Genomic DNA, 23,217 nt, shown 5'->3' on the forward strand with positions numbered 1-23,217 from the left:
GCGACCGCTAACGTTCCTGTGGCGTAGTGCCGCGTTGGCAGCTGACTCGGAAGGGGTACAGGATGGGCGCTTCGGCCTGGGACTACTACGTGCCGTACCAGGAGGATCTTGGCGCCGCGCTGGAGGAGTTGCGGCATCGAGTGTTCCTCGCCGGTGAGTACTACTGGGTGCGCGGCGGCGACTGGCTTCCTGAGGAGGAGCGCCGTCCGCGGCCTTTGACCCTGGACGAACTGTGGGCGGATGAGTGGACGCAGCACTCTGGCACCCACTCGATTCTCGATGTCTTCCACGTTCAACGGGAAGATGAGGAGCCCGAGGTTTGTGCAGTACAGCCGGTGACCGCTGAAGAGGCCCGGAGGGCCACGGGTACTGAACGGCTGACCCGCGAACACGTTCCAGCGATCCAAGACCTCGCTCGCGAGCGCGGGTACGGCCGTTGCGCAGTACTGCACGACGACGACGGGACGCGACAGAAAGTCTACTTCTGGGGCTGGTCTGGAGATTGAGCCATCTACCTGTCGTGCCAACGGCCGCGGTAGGGCACGCGGACGGTGCCGCCAGCGCCTTGGTAGCCCTTGTCAGCCCAGCAGGGGATGCCAGCGTCCGTCAGGGCGTCGATGATGCCGTGGGTGCGGGCTGCCTTGATGTCGTGCACGGCACCGGGCAGGGCCGGCGAGGCCATAGCAGCCTGCCCAGCGGGTCGGCGACGACCTGCACATTCATCCCGTGCTTGCGGTGCTTTCCCGAGTAGTACGGCCGGCCTGCGGCGATGCGGTCGATGGGCAGCAGCGTGCCGTCAAGGATCACGAATCTCTGCGGGTTGCGGTGCGGGAGGCGGCGGCGAGGTCTGGTGCGCTGGCGGCCAGCACCTCGACGGCCTCGGCCACGTACCGGTAGACGGTGGTGGTGCCGATGCCGAAACCGGCCGCGAGCTGAGCATAGGTGTGCCCGCACCGCAGATGCGCCAGCACGAGCAGTGCCTGCCGATCGGCCGACAGTCGGCGCCAGCACGTCCCGCGCTCGCGGCGCTGAACAGCCAGCAGGCCAGACAGGAACCGAAGGGTCGAGCTGGACAGATCGATCGCCGATGAGTAGGCAAGCACATGAAGCTCCGGTCGGACAGGTTGATCTTGATCAACAGCCCGTCTACCAGGTCTGGCGAGCCGTCGACTGGCCGTCCCGCCTTCACATAGTCGAGGTATGCGTCCTGAACCACACCGGCGTTGACCCACCTTCCGGGTACTGCTCCAGCGGCCTCTTCGGCGGCTACGAGGGGGCACCACGGTCTCGCATCTGGACTCTCTCGGTTTCACCACAACCGTCTGCTGCTACAAGCGCTGGTCCGCCCCATCACAGCGGGTGCCTCTAGCGGCGGCCGCGCGCGGTCGTCGGCCGGGGGCAGCGGCACGTCATCGCGGTGGCGAAGGGGGTCCGGCCGATCACTTACAGGCAGAAGGTCGCCCACGGCTGGGATTTCATCAACTTGTGGTGTAGATAAGGCAGTTGTTGTGTCTCCTAGATCGCAACAGGCGGTGATCGTGGAAACTTCAGTCACTCTTTCTGCGATCGCCGACCCCCCTCATGCACAGCGAAAGGCACATGTATGGCGAACAACCGCAGGATGCGCTACGGCGGACACATGCTGGCGCTCTCGGCGGCTGCCCTGGGCATGGTCGCGGCGATGGCCGCCCCGGCCTCGGCCGATGACCAGCCCACCCGGGCGCAGCTCATAGCCGACTGCGACTCGGGCACAGGCAAGTGCACCTTCAACGACCCCCAGTTGGGCGAGGCGTACCTCGGAGACTTCCACCGGGTCTCCGATTCGCTCTACAACTGCAGCACCTCGCCTGCCACCCAGTCGATGACCTGGTCCGACACGGTCGGTTCCACGGACTCGGCGGGCGTGTCCGTGACCGTCGGCGGCAAGATCGCGGACATCATCGATCTCAGCGTGACGGCGACCTACAGCCACACCTGGTCGAGCACGCACTCGGAGACCAGCTCCATCAACATGACGGTGAAACCCGGTGAAGTCGGCTGGATCTCCCGTGCGCAGGTGATGCAGACCGTCTCCGGCACATGGCAGACCCACTACGACGACCGGAAGTGGGGCCACTACTTCTGGTTCGTCCCCGACGTCATCACGGGGCCTGCCCCTAACGGGACGGACGGCCAAAGCAACGCGGTGGTCGTCAAGTCCCGGAAGATGACCGCGAAGGAGAAGCAGTCCTGCTCCAGCCGCTCCGGTAGGGCCAAGACGCTCGTCGTCGAAGGCTGATCCACCGATCGCGCGCCTGGCTGCCTCGCGGTCCGTATACCCGCGAGGCAGCCGGGGCAGCTCAGCAAGGGCGGTCAGCGCGAGTTGTCGTTGACCTGCGAGCGCCCGGGCCCGCGCCCTCGCCTCCACCGCGCCCGCCGACGTGGTGACCTTCCGCGGCTGGCGGTGGCCATTGCGCACCACCAAGCGCCGCCCCTGCTCATCGCGCTGGTCAACCAACTCGGCTATGTGGGAGTTGACTTCGGCTTCCAGCGAGGCTGCCAGCATTGAGACCCGTCGATCCATCGGGAAGGTACGCCCGTCCTTCAGACTGATCCACAGCTCTCGATCATTGCCCGCCATCGAGGACGCCGCCATAGTCTGATCGCCAGTACATCGGTTGCACGCAACTGGCCAACCTCCCACGCCCAGCGGCGCAATACGGGGTGCTGGGCGGCATCGGCGTCGCGACCCACTCGTCGGCCCTACTCGCCGGCGCCGGCATTGCCGTGCTCGTACTCCTGCTGCCGACGGGGGGCACGGTCCGCTCCGCCAGGTGGATCTTCATCCATCTCGTCCCGACGATCGGCGCCATTGTCCTGCTGGTCCTCTGCTCCGAGGACAGTAAGGCGGGCGCGAACCAGTATGGCCCGAACCCGAAGAAGACCCGGGCGCTCGCGTGACGCCGCGCCTTCGGCATTCGCCGCCCCGAGAAGTCGCCCGCCGACGTTGTCCGGGCGTCCTCAGACGTGCACGGGCACCAGGCGGCGCCGGGAACGCAGCACCTGGGCACTCATAGCCCAGCCCCTGGAGCTCCTCACGTGATCGCATCGACGTGCATGCGAACCTACTGCCGTGCATGTGCGGGCCAGCGGCGGCTGAGCGGCGAGGTGACAGCTGGCGCGGGCCTCCTCGGGCACTTCCACCGCGGGCGGCGGCCGGTAAAGTTGTCCTGCAACGCCGCCGTGCTGCGGCCCGCCCTTGGCCCGCCCAGGCTCACGCGGCGACCGCCGACTGCTCCCGGAATGCACGCTCATGCGGGCGCCCTGCGTGCACCTCGCGCCGGGCGCCAGCAGTTGTCGACAGTCACGCAATTCCCGGGACTGTGGTCATGCAGGGCCCCAGGGGCCCGTGGTGGATCGTGCCCGTCGGGCACGGTTGTCAGTGGCTCCTGCGAGCATGCACCTACTTCGTCGTGCTCGACCACGTGCGCGGGCAGATGCTGCTCGTCGCGCACCGCAAGGCGGGTCTGTGGCTGCCGGCCGGAGGACACGTCGAGCCGGGTGTGAACCCGTGGGCCGCCGTGGTCCGCGAATGCCATGAGGAGCTGGGCATCGAAGCAGTGGCATCACCGATCACCGGCGGGATCCCCTCTTCCTCACCGTGGCCCGAACCCGGGGAGAGCACGCGCACACCGACGTCTCGCTCTGGTACCTGCTCGATGCCGACGCCCGCACCATCACCTCGTACGACCAAGGCGAATTCAATGCAATCCGGTGGCTGACCGACGAACAGGTCCCCCCCGAGCTGGTGCCGATCGCACGCTACTACGGGACTGTGGTGCGGTCATGCGTGCCGGCCTACCCGGCCTCGAAGGGCGGGACGGAGGCGACCGTTCGGATCGCGAAGCGGGACCTGGTCCCGGCCGCGGTGAACCTGCGGCCCGAGTATGCCGACTTCGCCGAACTCCAAGAGGCCTGCGAGGACTTCATGAGCGAGGTGAACGGCCGGGGCCACTGTGAGATCCGCCGGATCCCGGCCGAGTTGCTGGCGGAGGAGCGGCTGCGGTTGCACCCGGTGCCCGAGCAGCCGTTCACTGCCGCGTTCGGCGAGACCCGCAGGGTCGGCAAGGACCCCACGATCTCGGTCGAGTCGGTCCGTTACTCGGTCCCGCACGAGTTCGTCGACGAGTGTGTCTGGGTCCGTTTCCACGGCGACGAGCTGATTGTCACCGCGATGGCCGCGGGCAGCGCGGTCGAGGCCGCCCGCCACCCGCGCTCGGTTCCGGGCAGTCCGCGGATCGCCGACGAGCACTACCTCGACGCCCCGTGCGGCCAACGTACGCCGCGGGCGACGAACCCGGCCGAGGCCCAGTTCCTGGCGATCGGACCTGGGGCGGCGGCCTGGCTGGTCGAGGCTGCGGCGACAGGCGTCCGGCGGATCCGGGCGAAGATGGGCGACGCCGTCGCGCTGGCGAAGCCGCACGGGACGGCCGACGTCGACCGGGCGCTGGGCACCGCGGCGACAGTCGGCCGGTTCGCCGAGCGCGACCTGCTGTCGATCCTGGAACACCAGGGCGAGCACGACCGGACCGATCCGATCCGCCGCGGTGAGGCCCACAGCCTGCAGCCTGGCACCTCCGCCTGGTCCGGGTTCACGACGCCGTGAGCCACGCTGGTCTCAGTCGGCACCGTCGGCGGGATGGTCCTGCCAGCCGGGCAGGGTCAGCTCGTCGTCGCGAAGCTGCCACACCGGCTGTTGCCCGGACGACGGTCCGGCAAGGACCCGCAACTGTTGCGGGCGGTATTCGTCGCGGGCGTCCTCCACGCTGAAGCCCGCCGAAGCCAAGACCTGGGCCATCGCCTCCATCATCGCGGCCCCGACCGCACTTGAATGCCGCAGGACCGGCTCATCGAGTTGCTTGAGCCTGAATGCGCGACTTGCGCAGGCCCGCAGGCGAGGGTTTGCCTGCCAGGCCACGAACACTCCGCCGGCCGCGTCGGCACCGTCGTCGATGTCCACCTCGGCGCCACCGGTCAGGACCGGGTTCACCCCCGAGGCGAGCACGGGCAGGCCCGCGGCTGCCAGCTCGTTGCGGACCTTCCAGGCCAGTGTCTCCAGGGCCGCGGACTCTTCAGCACCCACTCGTTCGAACATCCGCTCAATCTAGCCAACCGAACAGAAGGAACCCCTGATGACTGACACCGCAACCGCAACCGCCCGGCCCCGGCTGGCTGCCCCGGCGTTCGCCGTCGCGGCCACGACCGGCGCCGTGTTCGACGAGGCGATCGCTTTGACGCGGCGCCTGAAGCAGCCTCACATCCGCCGGGCGATGGCCGAGGTCATCCCGACCGCGAGGGCCCAGCGTTGGGAGTCGGCCGAGGTCGTCCGAGCGCTCCTGGCCGAGGAGGCCGCAGGCCGGGACGCAGCCAACTTCCGAACCCGCCGCACCCGGGCGGCCTTCCCTACCGGCAAGACCTTCCACATCTGGAACGAGGAAGCCTCCTCGATCCCCGTCCCGACCCAGACCGCCCTGCGAACGCTGGAGTGGGTCGGCCGACGCGAGAACCTCGACGTGGTCGGCCCGTCGGGCACCGGAAAGCCGCACTTCTGCGAGGCCCTCGGGCAAGCAGCCGTCAACGCCGGGATGACCGTCGCCGGGTTCACCATCGAGGACCTCGGCGCGTTGGTGCGACGACACCGTGTCGACGACTCCGTCGCGAAGGCCATAGGCCGGATCACGCGAACTGATCTGATCATCGTTGACGACATCGGGCTCTTGCCCGTCTCTCCCGACGCGGCCGAAGGCTTCTACCGGCTGGTCGATGCCGCATACGAACGCCGGAGTCTGGCCGTCAGTAGCAACCTGCACCCGTCAGGATTCGACGAGATCACGCCGAAGACCCTCGCCACTGCGACCGTCGACCGGCTTCTGCATCACGCCCACGTAGTCGTCACGCAGGGCGACAGCAACCGCCTCGCCGAGGCCACCACTCGCCGAGGCGTCGTCCTGCTCGGCTGACCCCACCACCTGGGAGAGCAACTGTCCACCGGGGATGTTCACTGTCCGCCAGTGGGGAGATCAACAGTCCGCCCCCGGGGAGTTCCTACTGTCCCTTGACACCTCGCGCCGTCGGCCGACGTACTCACGGCAGGTCGTCGCGTCCCAGCCACGCCGGCCTGACAGGCACCCCGTCCGGGTACCGCTCGACTTGTTGCTCCACCGGCTCCACCGGCTCCACCGGCTCCACCGGCTCCACCGGCTCCACCGGCTCCACCGGCTCCACCGGCTCCACCGGCTCGGCCGGTGCGGCATCAGGCACGGTCGATGACTCCGCCACAGGTTCTGGTACGGCGGGCGCGTCGGAGTCCTCCAGCAGCTCCGCCACCGTGAACCGAGTGACGAACGACTGCCACGCCCCGTCGATGACGAGGAGGAACCCGTCGTTCTGTCGCAGGAGCCGACGGCGCTTGGGGCTTCTCGGGTGCTCGGGTGAGTGGCTCCGCGCCCGCCGTTCCAGCTCTGCGAGTGCCTCCTCGCGCAGTCCGGTGATGTGAGCCACCACGTGTGCCTCGGTGTGTTTGCGTTCCCCAACACCCACGGTCGTTTCGATGACCAGCCCCCACGTCGTCACGTTCTTCGTCCCTTCACCTCTCGTGTCGCTTCCTGCCGTAGAAGGCACGGCGAAACCGGCGGAGCCGTATGCCGTCATGCAATCGCCGGTGGAGATCACTGTCATCCTGTCCTCCACACTGAGCAGCTCCGACGGACTGCGGCCGCCGCAGTGGCCTTCCTCGCTGCGACGAGGACGCGAACACCGCAGGTCTGGTTGCGCGCGACGTCGACTTCGCCGCCTGCTTGGCCCGCCGTCGTGACGCCCGACAGCGCTGGGACCACGAGAAGCCCGCGGCCTGCACCACCGCCCACGGACGCCCCGTCGAACGGCCGATCAGATCACCGGCGGCCCTGCCTCGATGCGGCGCAGCACTGGGCGCAGGCTGTCCAGGTCGGGTCCGGTCTGGACCTGTCGCTCGTCCCACCAGGTGGCGCCGGCGTCGTGCAGCGGACCGATCACGTCCCTGGCCTTCGCCGCGTCCGGGGACGTGGCGCCGCCGAGTACGAATTCGAAGGAGCGCTCGGCACCGGCCGCACGGTGCTTGCAGATGTAGCCGACCAGATCCCGTACCTCCGCCACATCCGGCACATGCCCATGCCGGGCCGTCTCGAAGAGCGGGACCGCGCCGTCCCACCGCGCTGCCCGCCGCATGGGCGCACGACGCGGCCAGAACCCGCCGATCCACATCGGCGGACCGGGCCGCTGCACGGTGGCGGGCAGCAGCGTCACGTCCCGGACCTCGTAGTGCCGGCCGTGGTGGTTCACCGGCTCGCCGGACCAGAAGCGCCTCAACAGGTCGAGTCCCTCGTCCAGCCGCTCGGCGAGAAGGCGTGGCTCGGCGGCGTCGCCGAAACTGCGGTATTCGTCCTCGACCGGACCGCCCAGGCCCGCGGCGAAGATCACCCGGCCGCCGCTGAGGTGGTCCAGGGTGGCCACCTGGCGGGCGAGTTGCTGCGGGCGGTAACGGGGGACCGGCGTCAGGAGGGTACCGAGTCGGATCCGGGAGGTCGCCAGCGCGGCCGCGGTCAGCAGCATCCAGGGATCTCCGAAGGGACGCCCCTGGTGCTGTCGGTGCAGTACGTGGTCCCAGACGAAGAGCCCGTCCCAGCCGGCCTGTTCGGCGGCAGCCGCCACCGTCGCGACGTTACGGGGGTCGGCGAAGTCACCAAAGTTGGGGATGTTGATGGAGAAGCGCATCCCAGCAGGATGCGCAGCCGGCCGCTGAGGGGCAATCGGATTCGGATACAGGCGGCTTCACGGCAGGCCGCTGACACGCGCAGGACTACGCGCGTTCCATCGGGATTCCCGAACCGCCGGCTGGGCTGGCAGGACTGACCCGTCCGTCTCCGCCGCACTCGCGCGGTCCGACAGCTGCTATGGCCACGAACCGGGGAATTGCGTGAGCGTCCTCCAGCGTCTCCGGCTCGTCCAGCAGCCGTTCCAGCCACCGCCAGGAGCGGGTCCGCTGGAGGGCCTACAGCGGACAGTCGAAGAACAGGGTCTCACCCCGGCCGTGCCGATCGCCCCGCAGGGAGACGAGAAGGGCGCCCCCCGATCGCCGCACCTACCGTCTACGGGCCTTCAAGAAGGCCGCCCATGAGCAGACCACGGGCAGCTGGACCCAGTTGAAGCGGCAACTCGGCTCCGTGCTGTGCCTCAAGGCCCCGACAAGGCTTGAGGGATTTCGGGTCAGGAGACCCACTGCATGCCTGCGGATACCTTGAGAGCCGTGGCCTTGGCGACCCCGCCGTGTCCGTTGGAATCGACCATCAGCGCCCATGGGTCGAGGGAGGTCATCGCGACCAACTGCCCGCCGCCTGCCCGAGCGCGCGCCGCAGAAGGTCGCAGGCGGCCCCGGCGTCCCATCAACCGCGACACCTCGGACAGCGGAGGCGACGCGACAGGCCGTGGGGCTGTCCTCAGCGATCGCCCGGGTCTGCGGAGTGGTCGAGAGCCGAACCCAGGTCGCCAGGGATCCTGCCCCGCCCGGCAGGTGGCGGTCCGTCAGGCGTGGACCTGCGAGCCGATGCCGAGGTCGAGGCGGATGGATTCGAGGATCACGAACGCGGTGCTCTGGGTGTAGACGTCGGCTGCGGCAAGCACGCCGGTGTACTTCCTGATGACCGGATCGGCGGCGTACTTGGTCTGAGCCGACTGGTACTCCTTCACCGCGGCCCACGTGTTGTCGCCGTACTTGACGAAGAACGGTGTGGGGTCGACGTGGGTGAGCGCGGCCTTGACGCCGTCGACGAGGTCCGCGATGTACTGCTGATGGACGGTCATGTCCTCACGGGTACCGAGCCGGCCCATGTGGCCGCCGACGTGGTGCTTCCACGGGTAGGCCAGGGCCTTGGCCGGGGCGGCGATGGAGCCGGGGCCGTCCTCGTCGAGGTTGAAGCTCTGGAACGGCACCCAGCCCGGCAGGTTGACGTCGACCAGCATCAGCGTGTCGTGGTCCGGGAAGTGGATGTAGACGTTGTCGGGCGTGTGGTTGGTACCCAGGTGGGCCAGTTCGATACGTTCCCCGCCGATGTGCAGAGTCTTGCGGCGCTCGAAGGTGACATCGGGCACGGGGCGGGCCGGATCGTTGTCGCGCAGCAGCAGGCGTCGGGTCTCGGCGTGGCCGATGCGCTCCACGTCACGGCCGAAGAGGGACGACGCGCCGAGGTGGTCGGCGTGGTGGTGCGAGTACACGATGTGGGTGACTTTGTTGGACACGCCGTTGGCGCGGGCGATCTCGTCGATGGCGCGCTGCAGGTTGCGTCCGATGGTGGGGGGTGCGTCGAACAGCACGACGCCGTCCTTCGTCGTCAAGAAGGCGGCCTGGTAGGTGCCGTCGGTGACCCAGTACAGATTGCGCTCGATCCGCCCGACGTAGTAGCCCTGCGCGTTGACGGCGGGGCCGAGCGCGGAGGGCGGGATCGGGGCGTAGTCCGGCAGCCCGGTGGTGTCGGCGGAGGCCGGTGTTATCAGAGCGCTGCTGCCGAGCGCCGCGATGGCGGGGACGGCCGCGACCTTCGCGGAACGGGCGAGAAGGGAACGGCGGCTGGTGGGGGAGTCGAACACGGACATGGTCTCAACTGCCTTTCGCTACGTCGGGTCGGTCCGGTCGTACGCGGTTCGAGAGCGGTTCGTGGAGTGGGCGGCCTGTTCGCGCTCCTGGGCTGACTCACGCGTCTGCACAGGTGAGGCGACATCAGCGGGATCTCGTGGATGCTGTGGCGGCGTGCTGGCCCGTAGTCCGTCGGGACAGGTGGGGATGACGTTGACCAGGCCACCGCCCTCAGCCGGTGGCGATACGCGTTCCGTCCGCCGTGCTGCACTGGGCCGCGCGAGCCGGTGCCCGGCGCCCCCCCCCGGCACGGTCAGATTGCGAGGTCCGCGTGCATTTCCCAGACGAGAATTTCAGCGGGTGCGGAGACACTGATCCGCTGGCCGCCGCTGGCGGCGAAGCGGACCGCGTCGCCCGAGTTCAACGTGCCGGTGCCTTCGAGCTCGACCGAGCCGCGGGTGACGAACAGGTGCAGATAGGGAGCCTCGGGCAGCTGCACAGGCCGGCCGGGCATCAGCCGGGCCGCGTGCAGTGCAGCGTGACGGTTCCGGATCCGGATGGCGGCATCGCCGTGATGCCGGGCCATGCCCGAGGCCACCGTCACCAGGCCTCCGGACAGCAGGTCGTTGTCGACTTCCAGCTGTTCATAGCCGGGCGTCACGCCCGTCTCGTCGGGTACGACCCACATCTGGATCAGATGCACCGGGTCTGTGTGGCGCTCTCGACCGAGGCGCGGGGAGTCGTTCTTCTCCGAGTGCAGGATCCCGGTGCCGGCGCTCATCCGCTGGGCAAGCCCCGGATAGATGACTCCGGAGTTGCCGGCCGAGTCCTGATGTACCAGCGACCCCTCCAGAACCCAGGTGACGATCTCCATGTCCCGATGCGGATGGGTGTCGAAGCCAGTACCAGGCTTGATGGTGTCCTCGTTGTGGACCACCAGCAGGCCGTGGTGGGTGTTGCCCGGATCGTAGGGCTGGCCGCCGACCCAGAACGAGTGCCTGCCGCGCAGCCACGTCAGACGGGTCTCCGACCGGCCGTCGGAGCGGTGGACATCGATGAGCGGTGCGGGTGTGGTGCCCACGGGTATGCCCTTTCGAGTCGGGTCGGGATTCGCCGCGCACCGTCTGGTCGCGCGGCACGGTGCGCTGGCCCGGACTGCGGGCCGTGTGAGGGGGCGGAAGGAGGAAGGAGTCTGTCTGCCGGGCGGACGCACACCTTCCTCCTCCTCGGCCGGGGTGGTCAGTTCGCCGCGGGCGTCGATGCCTTGACGGCGGAGGCGAAGTCCGACTGCACGCCGAGCTGGGCGAGCATGACGCTCACGCCCACGTAGCAGTTGAACTCCTTGATCTTGCCGTCTTCGACGTACCAGAAGTCGGCGGTCGGGATGTCGAGCTTGGCGCCGGTCGGCTGGATGACCCCGGCGGGCGTCTCGAACGGCCCGGTGACGGTGCCCTTGACCGACAGCTCGACGGTGACGATGTCGCCCATGACGTGGAACCTGTGCAGTTCCCGGTGGATGTCGGGCGCCAGCCGGCCCATGTAGGCGACCAGGTCGCCCAGGTGCTCACCCCGGTAGCTCTCGCCCGCGACGACGTTGTTGAACACGCCGTCCGCGGTGAACAGGTCCTTGAACCCCTGGACGTCCAGGACGCTGCCTTCCGCCGCGTGGTACGCCGCCCGGACCACGGCTTCTGCGTCAGTAGCCATCGCTACTCTCCACTTCCGCGATGGTAATCAAATGATTGCTTTAATATATGCCGACAGTCGGGGGCCTTGTCAAGCAATCGTTTGAATTCTCTGGTGGCGACGGCCTTTGGGCTGGTCAGCGGCCGACGGCGGGGTACCCGTGGAACGCCCCGGCCACCACGGGGACCAGCTGCCGCTCGATCTGCTCGGCGGGCATGGCGGCCAGCTCGGCGCCGATCGGTGCCAGCGCGAGCCAGTTCAGCAGGCCGGCCGCGCATCGCGTACGGAAGATCAGTTCCTGCTCGTCGACTCCGGGAAGGTTCGCCGACAGCACTCGAAGGGCATCCCGCCGAGTCTGCTCGAACTTGCCGGCCAGCCGCTCCCACCCCTGGGGCGGATCGATTCCGACGCGTGCCACGGTCCGCATCACGGCCAGGTCCTGTCCGCCGGCCGCCAGCGCGCGCATCATGGGCCGGGCGAACGCTGCCGCCAGCTCCTGAAGTGTCGAGGTGGAGTCAAGGGAATCGAGTGCCAGGATCTGCGCGTCCAGATACCGTTCCAGCGCGTGCTCGATCGCGGAGTCGCGCAACGCCTTCAACGACCCGAAGTGGTAACTCACCGCGGCGACGTTGGCTCCGGCGCGATCCGTGATCTCGCGGAGTGTCACGCCCTCCTGGCCCCGTTGCGCGAGCAGCTCCAGGGCGGCCGTCAGCAGACCGTCCCGTGTGCGCTGACCAGCCTCTCGACGCAGATCCGTCTTTTCCGCCCGTACCACGGAATGAACTCAAGCAGCCGCTTGAGTTCATTGTCAAACAGCTGCTTCAGCGCACCGCGGTCACCCTTCGCCATCCGCACCGAATGCCGGACCGACGGCAACGCGCGACGGGAACGGGGTACCTGCTCAGATCGCCGGACTGCCGAACCAGTGGCCGGCTGCCCGCTCGAACGCTTCACGATCAAAGGCGCTGTCGCCTGCCCAGGCGACGATGCCGTCAGGTCGGACAAGCACGGCACCGAATCCGAGGTCGTTGCGGGCCGGCCCGGCTACGTAGCGGATCCGCTTGGCCCAGCCCTTCGCCGAGTCGTTCAGACGGCGGTCGGTGGTGAAATCGAGGGCGACGCCTCGTCCTTCCCGCATCAGGTCGCCGAGGCGGGTGCCGTCCTCAAGACGAAGTTCCGGGGCGTTGCGACCGACCAGCGGCTGCTCGCTGCCGAGGTCGTAGCGGACCGACGATCCGGACAGCTTCTCGAACACGTAGGCCGTTCCGTCACGGGTCCCGATCAGGTCGCGGATCAGCGCTTGAACCGCCTGACCGTGCCGGTCCGGCATCATGGTCGCCACCTGGGCGCGAGTCCAGTCGAGCACCCATGCGCCGATCGGATGGCGCTCACGGGTGTAGGTGTCGAGAAGCCCCTCCGGCGCGTCCCCGCGCACGGTCGCCGCGAGCTTCCATCCCAGGTTGAGGGCGTCGCCGATGCCGACGTTGAGTCCCTGCCCTCCAAGGGGAGAGTGAATATGTGCGGCGTCGCCCGCGAGCAGGACACGTCCCTGCCGGTACGTCGTCGTCTGCATCGCCCGATCGGTATAGGTCGAGGCAAGGTGGACATCGCTCAGCGTCACATCGGTGCCGGACACGCGGCGCAGAACCGCCTCGAGGTGTTCGCGACTCGGCGACTGCGAGCGATCGAACGCGCCTGCGTCGAACTCCATCACAGCGATGTGTCCTTGCCCGGACATCTGCAGGTACACGCCCCTCGGCGTCAGATGGAACCCAGGGCGCAGCTTCTCGGGATCGGCGACGGTGGCGAGCATGGTGTAGCCCGTGAACTGCGGCTCTGTGCCGACGAAGTCGAAGCCCGCGAGCCTGCGCACCGTGCTGCGTCCGCCGTCGCAGCCGACGAGCCAGCGCGCCGCGTACTCGTGCGCGCCGGTGTGCGCGACCACGTTCTCCTCGTTCTGCGTGACGCCAGAGACCCTGACACCGCGCCTGATCTCCACGCCCAGCTCGGCTGCCCGCTCGGACAGCACCCGCTCGACCGCGTCGAGGTGTGTCAACACGCCTTCCCCTGCCGGGCTGGGAAGCCGGAACGGCAGTGCGGCGACGTCGACGTTGGCCGGATCGAGCACCATGCCGGCGAAGTGGCCCACCTGACGAGGAGGCGCCGGCTCGTCCGACGCGTCGGGATAGTTGTTGACGCCCGACGCCGTCAGCAACTGCTGCAGCATCCCGCGACGGTAGAACGTCTCGACCGACGCGGCTGACAGGCCCCGCAGCCCGAGGGGGAGTGCCCTCCGCGGGGAGTGGAGCCCCCGCTCCTGCTCGAGCACCAGGACGGAGCAGTCCGCGAGGCCGAGCTCGCAGGCCAGGAACAGGCCGACCGGGCCCGCGCCCACGATCACTATGTCGTACACGAAGATCACCTTTCTGAAGCGGATATATCGGCCCAGTGGGTGACCGGCATGCTCACCGGCCCTGCTCGAACATGGTGATCAGGCGCTGGGGTGCGTCGTCGCCGAAGAGGAGGTCGTTGAGCTGGGCGCCTTCGGCGGCCGCTGCGGCGCTGCGGGGGAACATGGCCTGCTCGTATCCGCTCAGCGCGGTCTCGATGTCATCGGGGTGTGCGGCGATGGCCTTGCCGAGTTCGGCGCCGTCGTACATGGCCAGGTTGGCGCCTTCGCCGTTCGGGGCCGTGAGGTGGGCGGCGTCGCCGAGCAGGGTCACCCCCGACACCCGGTCCCAACGGTGCTCGATCGGCAGGGCGTGGAGGGGGCGCAGGACCGGCGTGGTCTCGCTGTCGGTGATCAGTGCGGTGAGCTCCGGCGCCCAGCTGTCGAACTCCCGCGCGATCCGCGCGGTCGCCGCGGCGCAGTCGGTGAAGTCGATGTCGGCGAACCACTCCAGCGGCCTGGAGAGCGCCACGTAGGTGTGGAGGGTTCCGCCTCGCTCCCGGTGAGCCTGGATCCCCTTGCCCGGCGCGAGCGCGAACAGCGAGCCGTCGCCGACCGCCTTCGCGGTGGCCGGGTGCCGGGTGTCGCCGTCGAACAGGTAGGTCTCGACGAACGACCTGCCGGTGTACTCGGGTGTGGCGTCGGAGAGCAGCGGCCGGACCCGGGACCATGCACCGTCCGCGCCGACCAGCAGACTCGTGACGACGGTGGCGCCGTCGGCGAAGGTCACCTCGTGGCGACCCTCGCCCAGAGCACGGGCACTGCTGACCTTGTGACCCCACCGGACGGTGTCGGCCGGGAGCGAGTCGAGCAGGATCTGCCGCAGCTCGCCGCGCTGCACCTCGGGGCGCTCGCCCGTGCCGTCGTCGGGCACGTCGACCAGAACGGTCCCGTCCGGCGCGAGGAACCGTGTCGCCTCGCGGCCTTCCAGGATCAGGCCGCGGAACTCGTCCGTCAGGCCCGCCGCCTGGAGAGCCGGCCGGCCGTTGTAGTCGTGGATGTCGAGCATCCCGCCCTGCGCGCGCGCCCTCGGGGAGGACTCCGCCTCGTAGACCGTGGCCGGGATTCCGTGGACGTGCAGGACGCGGGCGAGAGTCAGGCCGCCGAGTCCGGCACCGATGATCGTGACGTCATTGCGCATGGTGACTCCTTGCCTGTCGTACGCCTGCCGGACGGGCACCCGGCAGGATCTGATGGAAAGATGCCGGACCCCGCCGACAAGCCGCCGACATCGGACCGACAGGCCCCCGATACGTGCGGGCCAGGCCATCTCCCCGAACCGGCGCCGGACTTCGGCAGCTCGACGTCCCGGGGCCGATACAGGCGGTCCTCCAGGTGCGCGGTCAGCCTGCCGCCCTCCGAATCCGCGGCGATCGGAGTGGGAGCTCATCTGGCCTTTCCTGCCCGCGTCGTTGCGCCGGCGCAAGCGGCCGGCCGACCGCAGAGTCCTCAACGGGGATCGTGCGCAAGTTCCGTACGGGCACAGCATGGCGGGACATACCCGAGTGGTACGCCCGAAGTCCCGAGGATCCGCTTCAAGGCGTGGCTCTCCGATAGCGAAGCCAACAGGTGGGCGCAGCCCTGCTCTGGGAGTCGAAGGACGCGGCACAGCAGGCATTGCCCAGCAAGGCCCCCAAGTTGATCGGCTGACCGGCGGCTGAAACTCTCTCGTGGCGCCAAGCCGGCCGAGGAGTGCTGGGGGCATCCCGATGAACGTAGTTCGGCGCACTCGTCGGCAAAGGCGCAGAGCCGGTGGATCAGGCTCAGGTAGGTGGCGGGGGACCTGGACACGCCGCCTGCTGGCGTGCCTTGGAGCCACTGATACCAGAGGCCGCCCGGGGCCAGAAAGCGCGCGGCCTGGTCGGCGCCGAAGTTCAGGTCGATGTACAGCAGGGCTCCCAGAGCTACAGGCTGGTCGTGGGCGAGGTCGGGACGACGGAGGTAGCGATCGAGGTAGGCGGCCAGCAGGTCAGCATCATCGGGCGTGCCGAAGGTGGCCAGGGCCAGGCAGTACGCCAAGCCCGCACAGCAGACCTCGCTGGCCAGCAGGAGATCTCCCAGGCGCTCGCGGAACTCGGTTCGGCCGGAGACGGCGATGAGCCAAGCGGGGGTCCTGCGCTCACGCCACCCGCCTTCCAGGAGTACGGCGAGCTCGTGCGAGGTGATGATTCCGGCGTCTTCGCTGAGAGATCGCGTGAATCGGCCGTATTCAGGACCCTCCAGGCGCAGCAGATTGCCGCTGAGTTTCAGGTAGCGGCGATCCGGGGTGACATAGCGACGGACCAGGTCCGGCATCTCGGCACCCTCATGGGCATGGCGCACCACAGGATCATGACTCGCTGAAGCGCCATCGGACCAGTCCTTTCCCACATCACGCCGGGGTTCGGCGCCACCGGCGGTGACGACTGCCGTGCTTCGGCACACATGCTCAGCGCCTACGGGACACGTCCGGCGCAGTGAACGAGGTTGCTAGTGTCCGACAGTGACCTTGACGGACCTGGGGAATGGCTTTCGGGACGATGATCAGCGGCGGCGCGTCCAAGCGGTGATCCATGATCGCCTTGCGGACGACCGCGAGCCGCAGGAATGCCGCTACCTCATGCGGTTCTGGTGGCAGCTGCGCATGCCGTACCGAGAGGTGTCGTTGGAGCAGCTCAGCCTGAACGTCAGCCAGCCGAAGCTGGACGTGCTCAACCAGCTGATCAGCGCCATCAGGACGTCCCATGCCGAGATCGACGCGTGGGTGGCCACCACGCAGGATGCCTTCCCGGTGATTCAAGACCGTGGCTTCCGGGCGGCATCGGGCGGCGGGGGCTAGCGCAGCAAGTCGAGGTGCTGGCAGTTGCGTCGTCCGCGCGTGCTCGGCCTGCTCGATCCGTATCGTGCGGCATTCCCAGGCGGCGAGTGAGCAGTCCAGCGAACACGCTCGGCGGCGCGGCGCCGCAGACCGCGCGCTGGGTCAGTGGGCGGTCTAAAGCCGTCTGGTGCGCGTGGGCGCCGGCGAGGCGCAGCAGCCCGCGAAGTCTGTGTCCGAGGCGGTCGTACGACGGATGCGTGGCGGCTCAGCCTCTGCGATGAGCGCTCGGTCGACCGTCCAGCTTCTACCGCGAGTGCTGGCAACGCCGAGGCTGGTGGGAGTCCTTAGGGGAGGCGGGAGACGTACGACGGTGGGGGTACGTGGTGGAGATCGCAGCAATGGCGGTGTCGTTGCTGGCCTTCGCGGTGTGCGGCTGGCGCAGGCGCGGACGTTCGTGCACGAGCCGCTGCCTGCGAAGGGGCCGACGGACCGGACCGAGGAAGAGCGCTGGGCGGTGCTCATCCAGACCGCTTTGAACCTCTTCAGCGGCGCTCCGCACGATGACTCGGGCACCACCGCAGAGCTTCGTGGCCTCCCGTTCAGGGACGTACGACGTCTGTCCCTCCGTGCCGCTGATGCGGGTGCGGGCGGTAGAGGGCGTGGGCGCGCGTCAGGTCGGCAGGGCCGTCCTGGCCGAGGTGGAGGAAGTAGTTCACCTGCCATGCCTGCGTGGTGCGGGCCTGCCGGCTGGTCGTGGTCACCCACGGCGGGTACACGCGGAAGCCGCGCTTCCCGCCGGAGGCGTCGCGGGAGACGATGCCGTGTTCGCACAGCACCTCGCCAGGGAACACGAACTGTCCGAAGCCGTCCTTGTGGTGGCTGCTGATGACGAAGAGGTCCACATGGTCGTCGGCGTCGAAGGGCCGGATCGGCCCCTTTGCGGACCGCTGCCACACGGTGACGAACTGGCCCACTTTCTTCGGGGTCGTCTTGGCCACGCGGAACCGGATCGAGCGGCCATCGAGTGTGAACGCGCACGCAGCGTACTCGGCGCCTTCCGGTTCGGGCACCGGCAGCGAGCAAGCGAAACCACTGGCGTCGTACACCAGCGCCTTTGCCGTTTGCAGATCACCGTGAAGCCCGGCCCACGGCTGATTCGTCACCATGCCGCCATCCTGTCACCCTCGTCCGGAACGACGTCCCGCCGTACTGATCGGCAGGAACCCTCGCAGGGCGTGGTCGCCGACGACAGCGGAGTTCACCCCGTCCTTGGCCTCCGTCCGGTCGAGCCCTTTTTCTCTTTGCGGGACGGGGGCTCCGGGGTACCGGCATCAAGTCCCGCCCCGGGAGCGGCCGGACAGGCTTCGGTCGAGCGTGTGAACCGACCCACCCGAACCTTCCGCTGGAACCGCCCGCTTCCTGTGGTCGTCTTGTGCGCTGATTGTGTACGAAGCAGGGGTGTGGGGGGCGTTGTGACACGGAACGTGACGAAGGCCGGGCTCGTGGCGGTGGCTATGGCGACGGTACTCGGGGCTTCGGCCTGCGGCGGGGAAGCCGGCTCGGCGGCCGGGGGGAGCGGTGGGAAGCTCCCCGCGCACGGGAAGGGGGAGTCCGTGGCGCTGTCCGGGGACGGGACGTCGTCCGGTTCGGCGCCGACGTCTGCGGGCACCGTGGGGAAGTTGTCCGGGATCGCGCAGACCGGACTGGCGCCCATCACCCGGCACGTGCCGTGGAACCTGGACATCCTGGACCAGCGGTCGCGGCCGCTGAACGGGAAGCTCACCACCACCGCCACGGGCAAGGGCGTTCACGTCTACGTGATCGACACCGGAATGGACATCGCCCACAAGGAGTTCGGCGGACGCGCCCACCTCGGCGCCGACTTCGTGGGCCCGAAGGACTCCGGCGACTGCTTCAGTGAGGCAGGGATGGGCCACGGCACCTTCGTCGCGGGCATCATCGGCGGGGCGAAGTACGGGGTGGCGCCCAAGGCAGAGCTCGTACGGGTCCAGGGCGTGCTGTGCGAGAGCGAGGGCGGTGGCTCCCCGGCGGCGGCCGAGGCGGCCGTGGTGAAGTCGGTCAAGTGGGTCACCGCGCACGCGCAGAAGCCCGCGGTGGTGAACATGTCGCTCAACTTCGACCGCCGGTCGGCGGCCGTGGAGTCCGCCGTGAAGAAGATGGTCGACGCGGGGATCCCGACGGTGGTGTCGGCCGGCAACTTCCATGACGACGCCTGCAAGCACTCCCCGGCCGGCGTCCCCGGCACGATCGTCGTGGCGGCCTCGACCTCAACCGACCGCGCGTGGAGCGACACCGACTCCTACGGATCGGGTTACGGACGCTGCGTGGACCTGTACGCCCCCGGCCAGAAGGTGACTGCCGCCCTCGCCGGCGGCGGTACGACCACGGAGAACGACGGCGCGACATCCTGGGCCGCGCCGCATGCGACCGGCGTGATCGCGCTGTACCTGTCGGCACACCCCCACGCCACGGCCAACGAGGTCCACGTCTGGCTCGATCACGCGGCCACCCGCGGTGTCGTGCGCGGCGTCCGCTCCGACACCCCCAACCGGCTGCTCAACACCGGCGGCCTCTGACCTGCCCCGGCCGCCCCGATCGCACGGCCACCCAAGCGCCGCGCCTCATCGGAATGGCGGCCGCATGTCGCGCGGCCACCGCGCCCACACCATGCGGACCCGGTCGTCGCGGGGACGGCCGCCAAGCAGGCTCTGGATGCGTTCGCCGCCTCCGATCCGGGCGGGCAGCTACCGCCGATCGTCCGGATCTGGCAGGCAGCCTGGAGCGAGTTCACCCCTACCTGGCCCCGCCGAGTCCGTGGTGCTCGGCGTCGGCCGGTTCCTGGCCGGCGCGGAGAGGACCGATGCCGTTCTCTCGCGACCGGGCAGCCGGGTTCTGCCGGAGGTGGAGGGCCGGCCGGGCAGTCGCGCGGATATGACCCAGGCCAGACAGCTGGGGCTGGTCAAGCTCCTGGCCGACGGACCGCTCGTGGAGATCCTCGCGGATGCCGGCTATCAGGGCATGGGCGCATGGGCGCATGGGCGCGCAGACGGGCGGGCGGGTGGTGACACCGCCACACCACACATTCAAGAAGAACGCTCCCGCCTGGTAGGTGACGGACGCCGTCGCCAAGGTTCTTCCAGCAGGGGGCGGCAAACGACGAGTACAAGCAGCTGGGCTAGATTCGTCGTCGTCTTCGCGATTCCCCACCGCCTGAGGAACTACCCGTGTCCCAAATTCCGCCCCTGGGTGGCCTGAACGCCTCGTACACCTCGGAGCAGATACGGCGCAACCGCCTGATCTTCCTCGGTCTGATCCTTGTCCTCGCGGGCATGGTGGCGTTCTGGGCCTTGGGCCCGTACGACACGAAGGACCAGTCCGCGACGCTCAAGGCCGGTGACTGCTTCCAGAACATCGGGACGGACAAGGAGGCGAAGACCAAGAAGCTCGACTGCACTGACCCGCATGCCGACTACAAGGTCCTGAAGATGGACAGGGACGGAGTCGTCGATACCTTCTCGTGCTCCGATGTCCCGGGCACGACCGGCTCGCTCACCCAGTCAGGCCCCGGAAAGTGGTTCGTCGTCTGCTTCAAGAAAAACGACGAGAAGGGCGAGAAATAGCCGGGCGCAGCCTACGCTCGCCAAGTCTCGGGTGGGTCCCGGACAGCCAGCCGATGCTCCGTTCGACGACCCAACGATGTTGGCCCAACCGCTGGGAGGACTCAATGCCCTTGCGTGCCAGGCGGTGGCGGATGCCGCATGAGGTCAGCCACTCCGGCACAGGTCTACGATGGCCTCCTGAGCAGCGGTGATGCGCTGACCACTTGAATTCGCCATCGTTTGCCGACAATTGACGGCCCTGGGATCCGCACCGGGAGTGTCCGGTCAGCGGTCAGGCGCATCTCCTCGGGGAGGCTCGTCAGCCGGCAGCAAGGAGGCCTTCCACCAGGGCTCGGAGCCCATCGAGGTAGGTGTTCTCGGCGGTCAGCGGTGCCCAATGGGCCGCGAGCTGCGCCAAGCGGGGAAATTCGCTCGGGTCGAGATCGGCGAAGACTCGCTCCCGGTAGGTGGGACGGTCGTCGTCTGTGCGCCTCCGGGCCGCTGTCGTCCGGACCACGATCTCTCCGGCGGTGTAGTACCAGATCGTGCGGTATCCGTGTACGGCCCGCTCGGGGGTCAGTCCGCACCCGACCAGGCCGTCGACGATCTGTTCCACGAACCACAGGGCGGATGTGGACATCAGGTCGTCGGCGGTCAGCACCTCCACGATCCAGGGACAGGCGGCGAGCGCCTCGTGGATCGCGGCAGCGGCGACGACTACCCGCTCGCGAGGCTGGGCAGGCAGTTCCGGGCGGTGCAGCGTCCGCGCGGCGTAGTCGTCCAGCAGCAGGACGAGCAGTTCTTCCTTGTTGCGGACGTGGTGGTAGAGCGCCATCGGAGTGCTGCCGATCTCCGTGGCCAGCCGCCGCATGGTCAGCCGGTCCACGCCTTCCGCGTCCACGATCCGGCGGGCCGTTGTGACGACCTCCTCACGGGAGATGCGGGGAGGTCGGCCGAGGGTTTTGCGCGGTGCGGACGGTTGCGGCATGCCCTCATCATCCCCCAGGTGTCGACAGCGGCGATCCCCTGAGGTTACTTTCTTTACATGTATAAAAACTCGCGAGGGCGGCCCGGAGTGGTGCTGGCGGCGGTGGCCGTTGCACAGTTCGCCGTCGCCTTGGACCTGTCGGTGGTCAACGTCGCACTGCCCGCAATGCGCACCGCGTTAGGGTTCGCACCACTCGACCTGTCGTGGGTCGTGCACGTCTACGCGCTCACGCTCGGCGGATTTCTGCTGCTGGGGGGCCGCGCATGCGACCTGTACGGTCGGCGTCGGCTGTTCGTGCTGGGCCTGGCCGTCTTCGGGCTGTGCTCGCTGGCGGGCGGGCTTGCCCAGGCCCCCTGGCAATTGATCGCCGCCCGCGCAGGTCAGGGCCTGGGGGCTGCCGCAGCCACCCCGGCCACGCTGGCGACGCTCACCACCTCGTTCACCGAGGGCCCGCAGCGCGTACGCGCGCTCGGAGTGTGGAGCGGGGTGAACGCAGCGGGCGGAGCGCTGGGGGTGCTGGCGGGCGGTCTGCTGACCCAATACGCGGGCTGGCGCTGGGTGATGCTGATCAATCTGCCCATCGTGGTGGTGGCTCTCGCGCTGGTTCTCGCAGGCGTGCCTGCCGATGCGCGCCCCGCCCGGCGCGAGAGGCTGGACGTGCTTGGCGCCGTCCTGGCGACCGGTGGAGTCGGGCTGCTGGTGCTCGGTGTCGTCCGCACCGACGCCCAAGGGTGGGGTTCGCCCGCCACGTGGGCGATGCTCGTCGCCGCGACCGCGCTCCTGGGCGCCTTCGTCGTCGCTGAATCCCGGGCTCCCGCACCGCTGTTGCGCCTCGGCCTGCTGCGCAGCCGCTGGGTCGCCGGCGCCAATGTGCTGGTGTTCTTTTCCACTGCCGGGCAGTTCGCGGCGTTCTACTTCGTGTCCCTGTACATGCAGCAGGTTCTGGGCATGGGTCCCGCAGCGACCGGCGCCGCGTTCCTGCCCTTCTCCGCGAGCCTGGTCGCCGGCAGCCTCGTCGCGACCCGCGTCACCTCGGCACGCACCCCCCGTGCATCCCTGGTGCCCGGCGCCCTGCTCGCAGCCGCCGGCCTGGCCTGGTTCGCCTTCATCAGCCCCGACGGCGGCTTCCTCACCGACGTGCTGGGCCCCTGCATCGTCACCGGTGTCGGCGTCGGACTGGTCATCGCCCCGATCGTCGCCGCCGCGACCACCGGCGTCGCCCCCGGCGAGGCCGGCATGGCCTCCGGCCTCATGAACAGCTCCCGCCAACTGGGCGGCTGCATCGGACTGGCCGTGTTGGCCACCCTCGCCACACACCGCACCGGCACGGCCGCCAACCCTGCCTCGCTCAACGACGGCTACGCCCTGGGCCTGGCCATCGCCGCCACCCTCTTCGTGATCGCGGCGGTCGTGGCGATCGGCGTGCTGCCCCGCCACCGGACCGAGACAGCTGCGCCGCGGCCCGCCGTCCCCGCAGAGAACCGACTGGAAGGAACGCCGTCATGACGACGACCCCCATCTCACCCATCGACCTGTTCGCCTCGGCGCTGCACATCCACCCCGACGGCGGCGTCCAGGCTGCCGAACGGCGGATGACGAGCGGCGACTTGGGCGCCTGGCAGATCGCGACGTTCCACGTGGAGACCGACGCCGACGTCCACGCCGACCACTGGGAGATGCACCCGGAGGCCGAGGAGGCGGTGTGCTGCCTGACCGGCGGTGTCCGCCTCTACTTCCGTCCCGCCGGGCCCGACGGCGACGAGGACATGGTGCAGTTGCCGGCAGGCACCGGCGTGATCGTCCCCCGCGGTCGCTGGCACCGCCTGGAGCTGGATGCCCCCAGCGACCTGATGTCGATCACCCTTCGCCACGGCACCCGCCTCGAAAAGCGCACCGGCACTCGCTGAGCGGAATGTGGCCCGGCGGATGCGCTGCCGGGCCACCACAACCTCGCCCAGTACGCAGGCCGAAGCCCGCCACGCCGCACTCGAATCCTCCGGGCAGCTGACGTTCGAGCTGTAGCGGTTGCTT

Annotated in this window: 21 protein-coding genes and 5 pseudogenes; 11 read left to right on the plus strand and 15 right to left on the minus strand. The window is 69.0% G+C overall.

The features are described from left to right. The first annotated feature begins 62 nt into the window (after window positions 1-62). A complete protein-coding gene (locus tag BEK98_RS38010; protein WP_094221326.1) occupies window positions 63-506 on the plus strand; it encodes a hypothetical protein in 444 nt (147 codons plus the stop codon). 17 nt (window positions 507-523) lie between these two features. Here BEK98_RS38010 and BEK98_RS38015 read toward each other — a convergent pair. Beyond that, a pseudogene (locus BEK98_RS38015) lies at window positions 524-1,103 on the minus strand (transposase family protein); the annotation flags it as partial. A gap of 500 nt (window positions 1,104-1,603) precedes the next feature. Here BEK98_RS38015 and BEK98_RS38025 point away from each other — a divergent pair. Further along, window positions 1,604-2,278, plus strand: a complete 675-nt coding sequence (locus BEK98_RS38025) for a hypothetical protein (RefSeq protein WP_094221327.1) — start codon at window positions 1,604-1,606, stop codon at window positions 2,276-2,278. A gap of 114 nt (window positions 2,279-2,392) precedes the next feature. On the opposite strand, the pseudogene BEK98_RS51405 reads toward BEK98_RS38025, so the two are convergent. Next, a pseudogene (locus BEK98_RS51405) lies at window positions 2,393-2,545 on the minus strand (IS256 family transposase); the annotation flags it as partial. A 158-nt stretch (window positions 2,546-2,703) separates the two neighbouring features. On the opposite strand from BEK98_RS51405, the gene BEK98_RS38030 reads away from it, so the two are divergent. The 3 genes and pseudogenes from BEK98_RS38030 to BEK98_RS50350 form a co-directional block, all read left to right on the plus strand. Further along, complete coding sequence (locus tag BEK98_RS38030; protein WP_094221328.1) at window positions 2,704-2,940, plus strand: DUF805 domain-containing protein; 237 nt, start codon at window positions 2,704-2,706, stop codon at window positions 2,938-2,940. Window positions 2,941-3,476: 536 nt separating this feature from the next. Continuing rightward, window positions 3,477-3,761 carry an NUDIX domain-containing protein gene (locus BEK98_RS51410; RefSeq protein WP_425276650.1) on the plus strand — a complete coding sequence of 95 codons (285 nt, stop codon included), beginning with the start codon at window positions 3,477-3,479 and terminating at the stop codon, window positions 3,759-3,761. A 17-nt stretch (window positions 3,762-3,778) separates the two neighbouring features. Next, a pseudogene (locus BEK98_RS50350) lies at window positions 3,779-4,645 on the plus strand (Mu transposase domain-containing protein); the annotation flags it as partial. A gap of 12 nt (window positions 4,646-4,657) precedes the next feature. On the opposite strand, the gene BEK98_RS38040 reads toward BEK98_RS50350, so the two are convergent. Next, on the minus strand, window positions 4,658-5,134 hold the full coding sequence (locus BEK98_RS38040; RefSeq protein WP_094221329.1) for a hypothetical protein: 477 nt from the start codon (window positions 5,132-5,134) through the stop codon (window positions 4,658-4,660). A 73-nt stretch (window positions 5,135-5,207) separates the two neighbouring features. Here BEK98_RS38040 and BEK98_RS38045 point away from each other — a divergent pair, with 73 nt between their 5' ends. Then, entirely contained in the window at window positions 5,208-5,999 is a 792-nt protein-coding gene (locus BEK98_RS38045) for an ATP-binding protein (RefSeq protein WP_094221397.1), read from the plus strand. Between the two features lie 124 nt (window positions 6,000-6,123). On the opposite strand, the gene BEK98_RS49635 is transcribed toward BEK98_RS38045, so the two are convergent. From BEK98_RS49635 to BEK98_RS38090, 9 genes and pseudogenes are all read right to left on the minus strand, one after another. Further along, window positions 6,124-6,612 (minus strand): hypothetical protein, encoded by a 489-nt coding sequence (locus BEK98_RS49635; protein ID WP_094221330.1) that lies wholly within the window; start codon window positions 6,610-6,612, stop codon window positions 6,124-6,126. A 315-nt stretch (window positions 6,613-6,927) separates the two neighbouring features. After that, window positions 6,928-7,791 carry an LLM class flavin-dependent oxidoreductase gene (locus tag BEK98_RS38055; protein ID WP_094221331.1) on the minus strand — a complete coding sequence of 288 codons (864 nt, stop codon included), beginning with the start codon at window positions 7,789-7,791 and terminating at the stop codon, window positions 6,928-6,930. Window positions 7,792-8,598: 807 nt separating this feature from the next. Then, window positions 8,599-9,666, minus strand: coding sequence for an MBL fold metallo-hydrolase (locus BEK98_RS38060; RefSeq protein WP_094221332.1), 1,068 nt, complete (start codon window positions 9,664-9,666; stop codon window positions 8,599-8,601). 293 nt (window positions 9,667-9,959) lie between these two features. Continuing rightward, complete coding sequence (locus BEK98_RS38065) at window positions 9,960-10,727, minus strand: pirin family protein (protein ID WP_094221333.1); 768 nt, start codon at window positions 10,725-10,727, stop codon at window positions 9,960-9,962. Window positions 10,728-10,885: 158 nt separating this feature from the next. Continuing rightward, window positions 10,886-11,353 (minus strand): ester cyclase, encoded by a 468-nt coding sequence (locus tag BEK98_RS38070; RefSeq protein WP_244202151.1) that lies wholly within the window; start codon window positions 11,351-11,353, stop codon window positions 10,886-10,888. A 115-nt stretch (window positions 11,354-11,468) separates the two neighbouring features. Continuing rightward, window positions 11,469-12,107: a TetR/AcrR family transcriptional regulator gene (locus BEK98_RS38075; RefSeq protein WP_208643348.1), complete on the minus strand. Its 639-nt coding sequence runs from the start codon at window positions 12,105-12,107 to the stop codon at window positions 11,469-11,471. 126 nt (window positions 12,108-12,233) lie between these two features. Then, window positions 12,234-13,745: an FAD-dependent monooxygenase gene (locus BEK98_RS38080; protein ID WP_094221335.1), complete on the minus strand. Its 1,512-nt coding sequence runs from the start codon at window positions 13,743-13,745 to the stop codon at window positions 12,234-12,236. 52 nt (window positions 13,746-13,797) lie between these two features. Further along, window positions 13,798-14,922, minus strand: a complete 1,125-nt coding sequence (locus BEK98_RS38085; protein WP_094221336.1) for an FAD-dependent oxidoreductase — start codon at window positions 14,920-14,922, stop codon at window positions 13,798-13,800. Between the two features lie 563 nt (window positions 14,923-15,485). After that, window positions 15,486-16,076 (minus strand): annotated as a pseudogene (locus BEK98_RS38090) (DUF6000 family protein); the annotation flags it as partial. A gap of 187 nt (window positions 16,077-16,263) precedes the next feature. Here BEK98_RS38090 and BEK98_RS38095 point away from each other — a divergent pair. Beyond that, window positions 16,264-16,599, plus strand: coding sequence for a hypothetical protein (locus BEK98_RS38095; RefSeq protein WP_094221337.1), 336 nt, complete (start codon window positions 16,264-16,266; stop codon window positions 16,597-16,599). Between the two features lie 578 nt (window positions 16,600-17,177). Here the strand turns inward: BEK98_RS38095 and BEK98_RS38100 are convergent. Then, complete coding sequence (locus BEK98_RS38100; RefSeq protein ID WP_094221338.1) at window positions 17,178-17,744, minus strand: MepB family protein; 567 nt, start codon at window positions 17,742-17,744, stop codon at window positions 17,178-17,180. 447 nt (window positions 17,745-18,191) lie between these two features. On the opposite strand from BEK98_RS38100, the gene BEK98_RS38105 reads away from it, so the two are divergent. Together BEK98_RS38105 and BEK98_RS38110 are read left to right on the plus strand one after the other, a co-directional pair. After that, window positions 18,192-19,175: a S8 family peptidase gene (locus BEK98_RS38105; protein ID WP_244202152.1), complete on the plus strand. Its 984-nt coding sequence runs from the start codon at window positions 18,192-18,194 to the stop codon at window positions 19,173-19,175. A gap of 648 nt (window positions 19,176-19,823) precedes the next feature. Further along, a complete protein-coding gene (locus BEK98_RS38110) occupies window positions 19,824-20,219 on the plus strand; it encodes an LppU/SCO3897 family protein (RefSeq protein WP_094221340.1) in 396 nt (131 codons plus the stop codon). Window positions 20,220-20,259: 40 nt separating this feature from the next. On the opposite strand, the pseudogene BEK98_RS48200 reads toward BEK98_RS38110, so the two are convergent. Next, a pseudogene (locus BEK98_RS48200) lies at window positions 20,260-20,355 on the minus strand (IS5/IS1182 family transposase); the annotation flags it as partial. A gap of 162 nt (window positions 20,356-20,517) precedes the next feature. After that, window positions 20,518-21,186: a TetR/AcrR family transcriptional regulator gene (locus BEK98_RS38120; protein WP_094221342.1), complete on the minus strand. Its 669-nt coding sequence runs from the start codon at window positions 21,184-21,186 to the stop codon at window positions 20,518-20,520. Window positions 21,187-21,243: 57 nt separating this feature from the next. Here BEK98_RS38120 and BEK98_RS38125 point away from each other — a divergent pair, with 57 nt between their 5' ends. Together BEK98_RS38125 and BEK98_RS38130 are read left to right on the plus strand one after the other, a co-directional pair. After that, complete coding sequence (locus BEK98_RS38125) at window positions 21,244-22,692, plus strand: MFS transporter (protein WP_094221343.1); 1,449 nt, start codon at window positions 21,244-21,246, stop codon at window positions 22,690-22,692. Beyond that, window positions 22,689-23,093 (plus strand): cupin domain-containing protein, encoded by a 405-nt coding sequence (locus BEK98_RS38130; protein WP_094221344.1) that lies wholly within the window; start codon window positions 22,689-22,691, stop codon window positions 23,091-23,093. The genes BEK98_RS38125 and BEK98_RS38130 overlap by 4 nt, the downstream gene beginning before the upstream one ends. Window positions 23,094-23,217 lie beyond the last annotated feature (124 nt).

Origin of the sequence: Streptomyces diastatochromogenes (genome assembly GCF_002242805.1) — a bacterium.
In the GTDB taxonomy this organism is placed as follows: Bacteria; Actinomycetota; Actinomycetes; order Streptomycetales; family Streptomycetaceae; genus Streptomyces; species Streptomyces diastatochromogenes.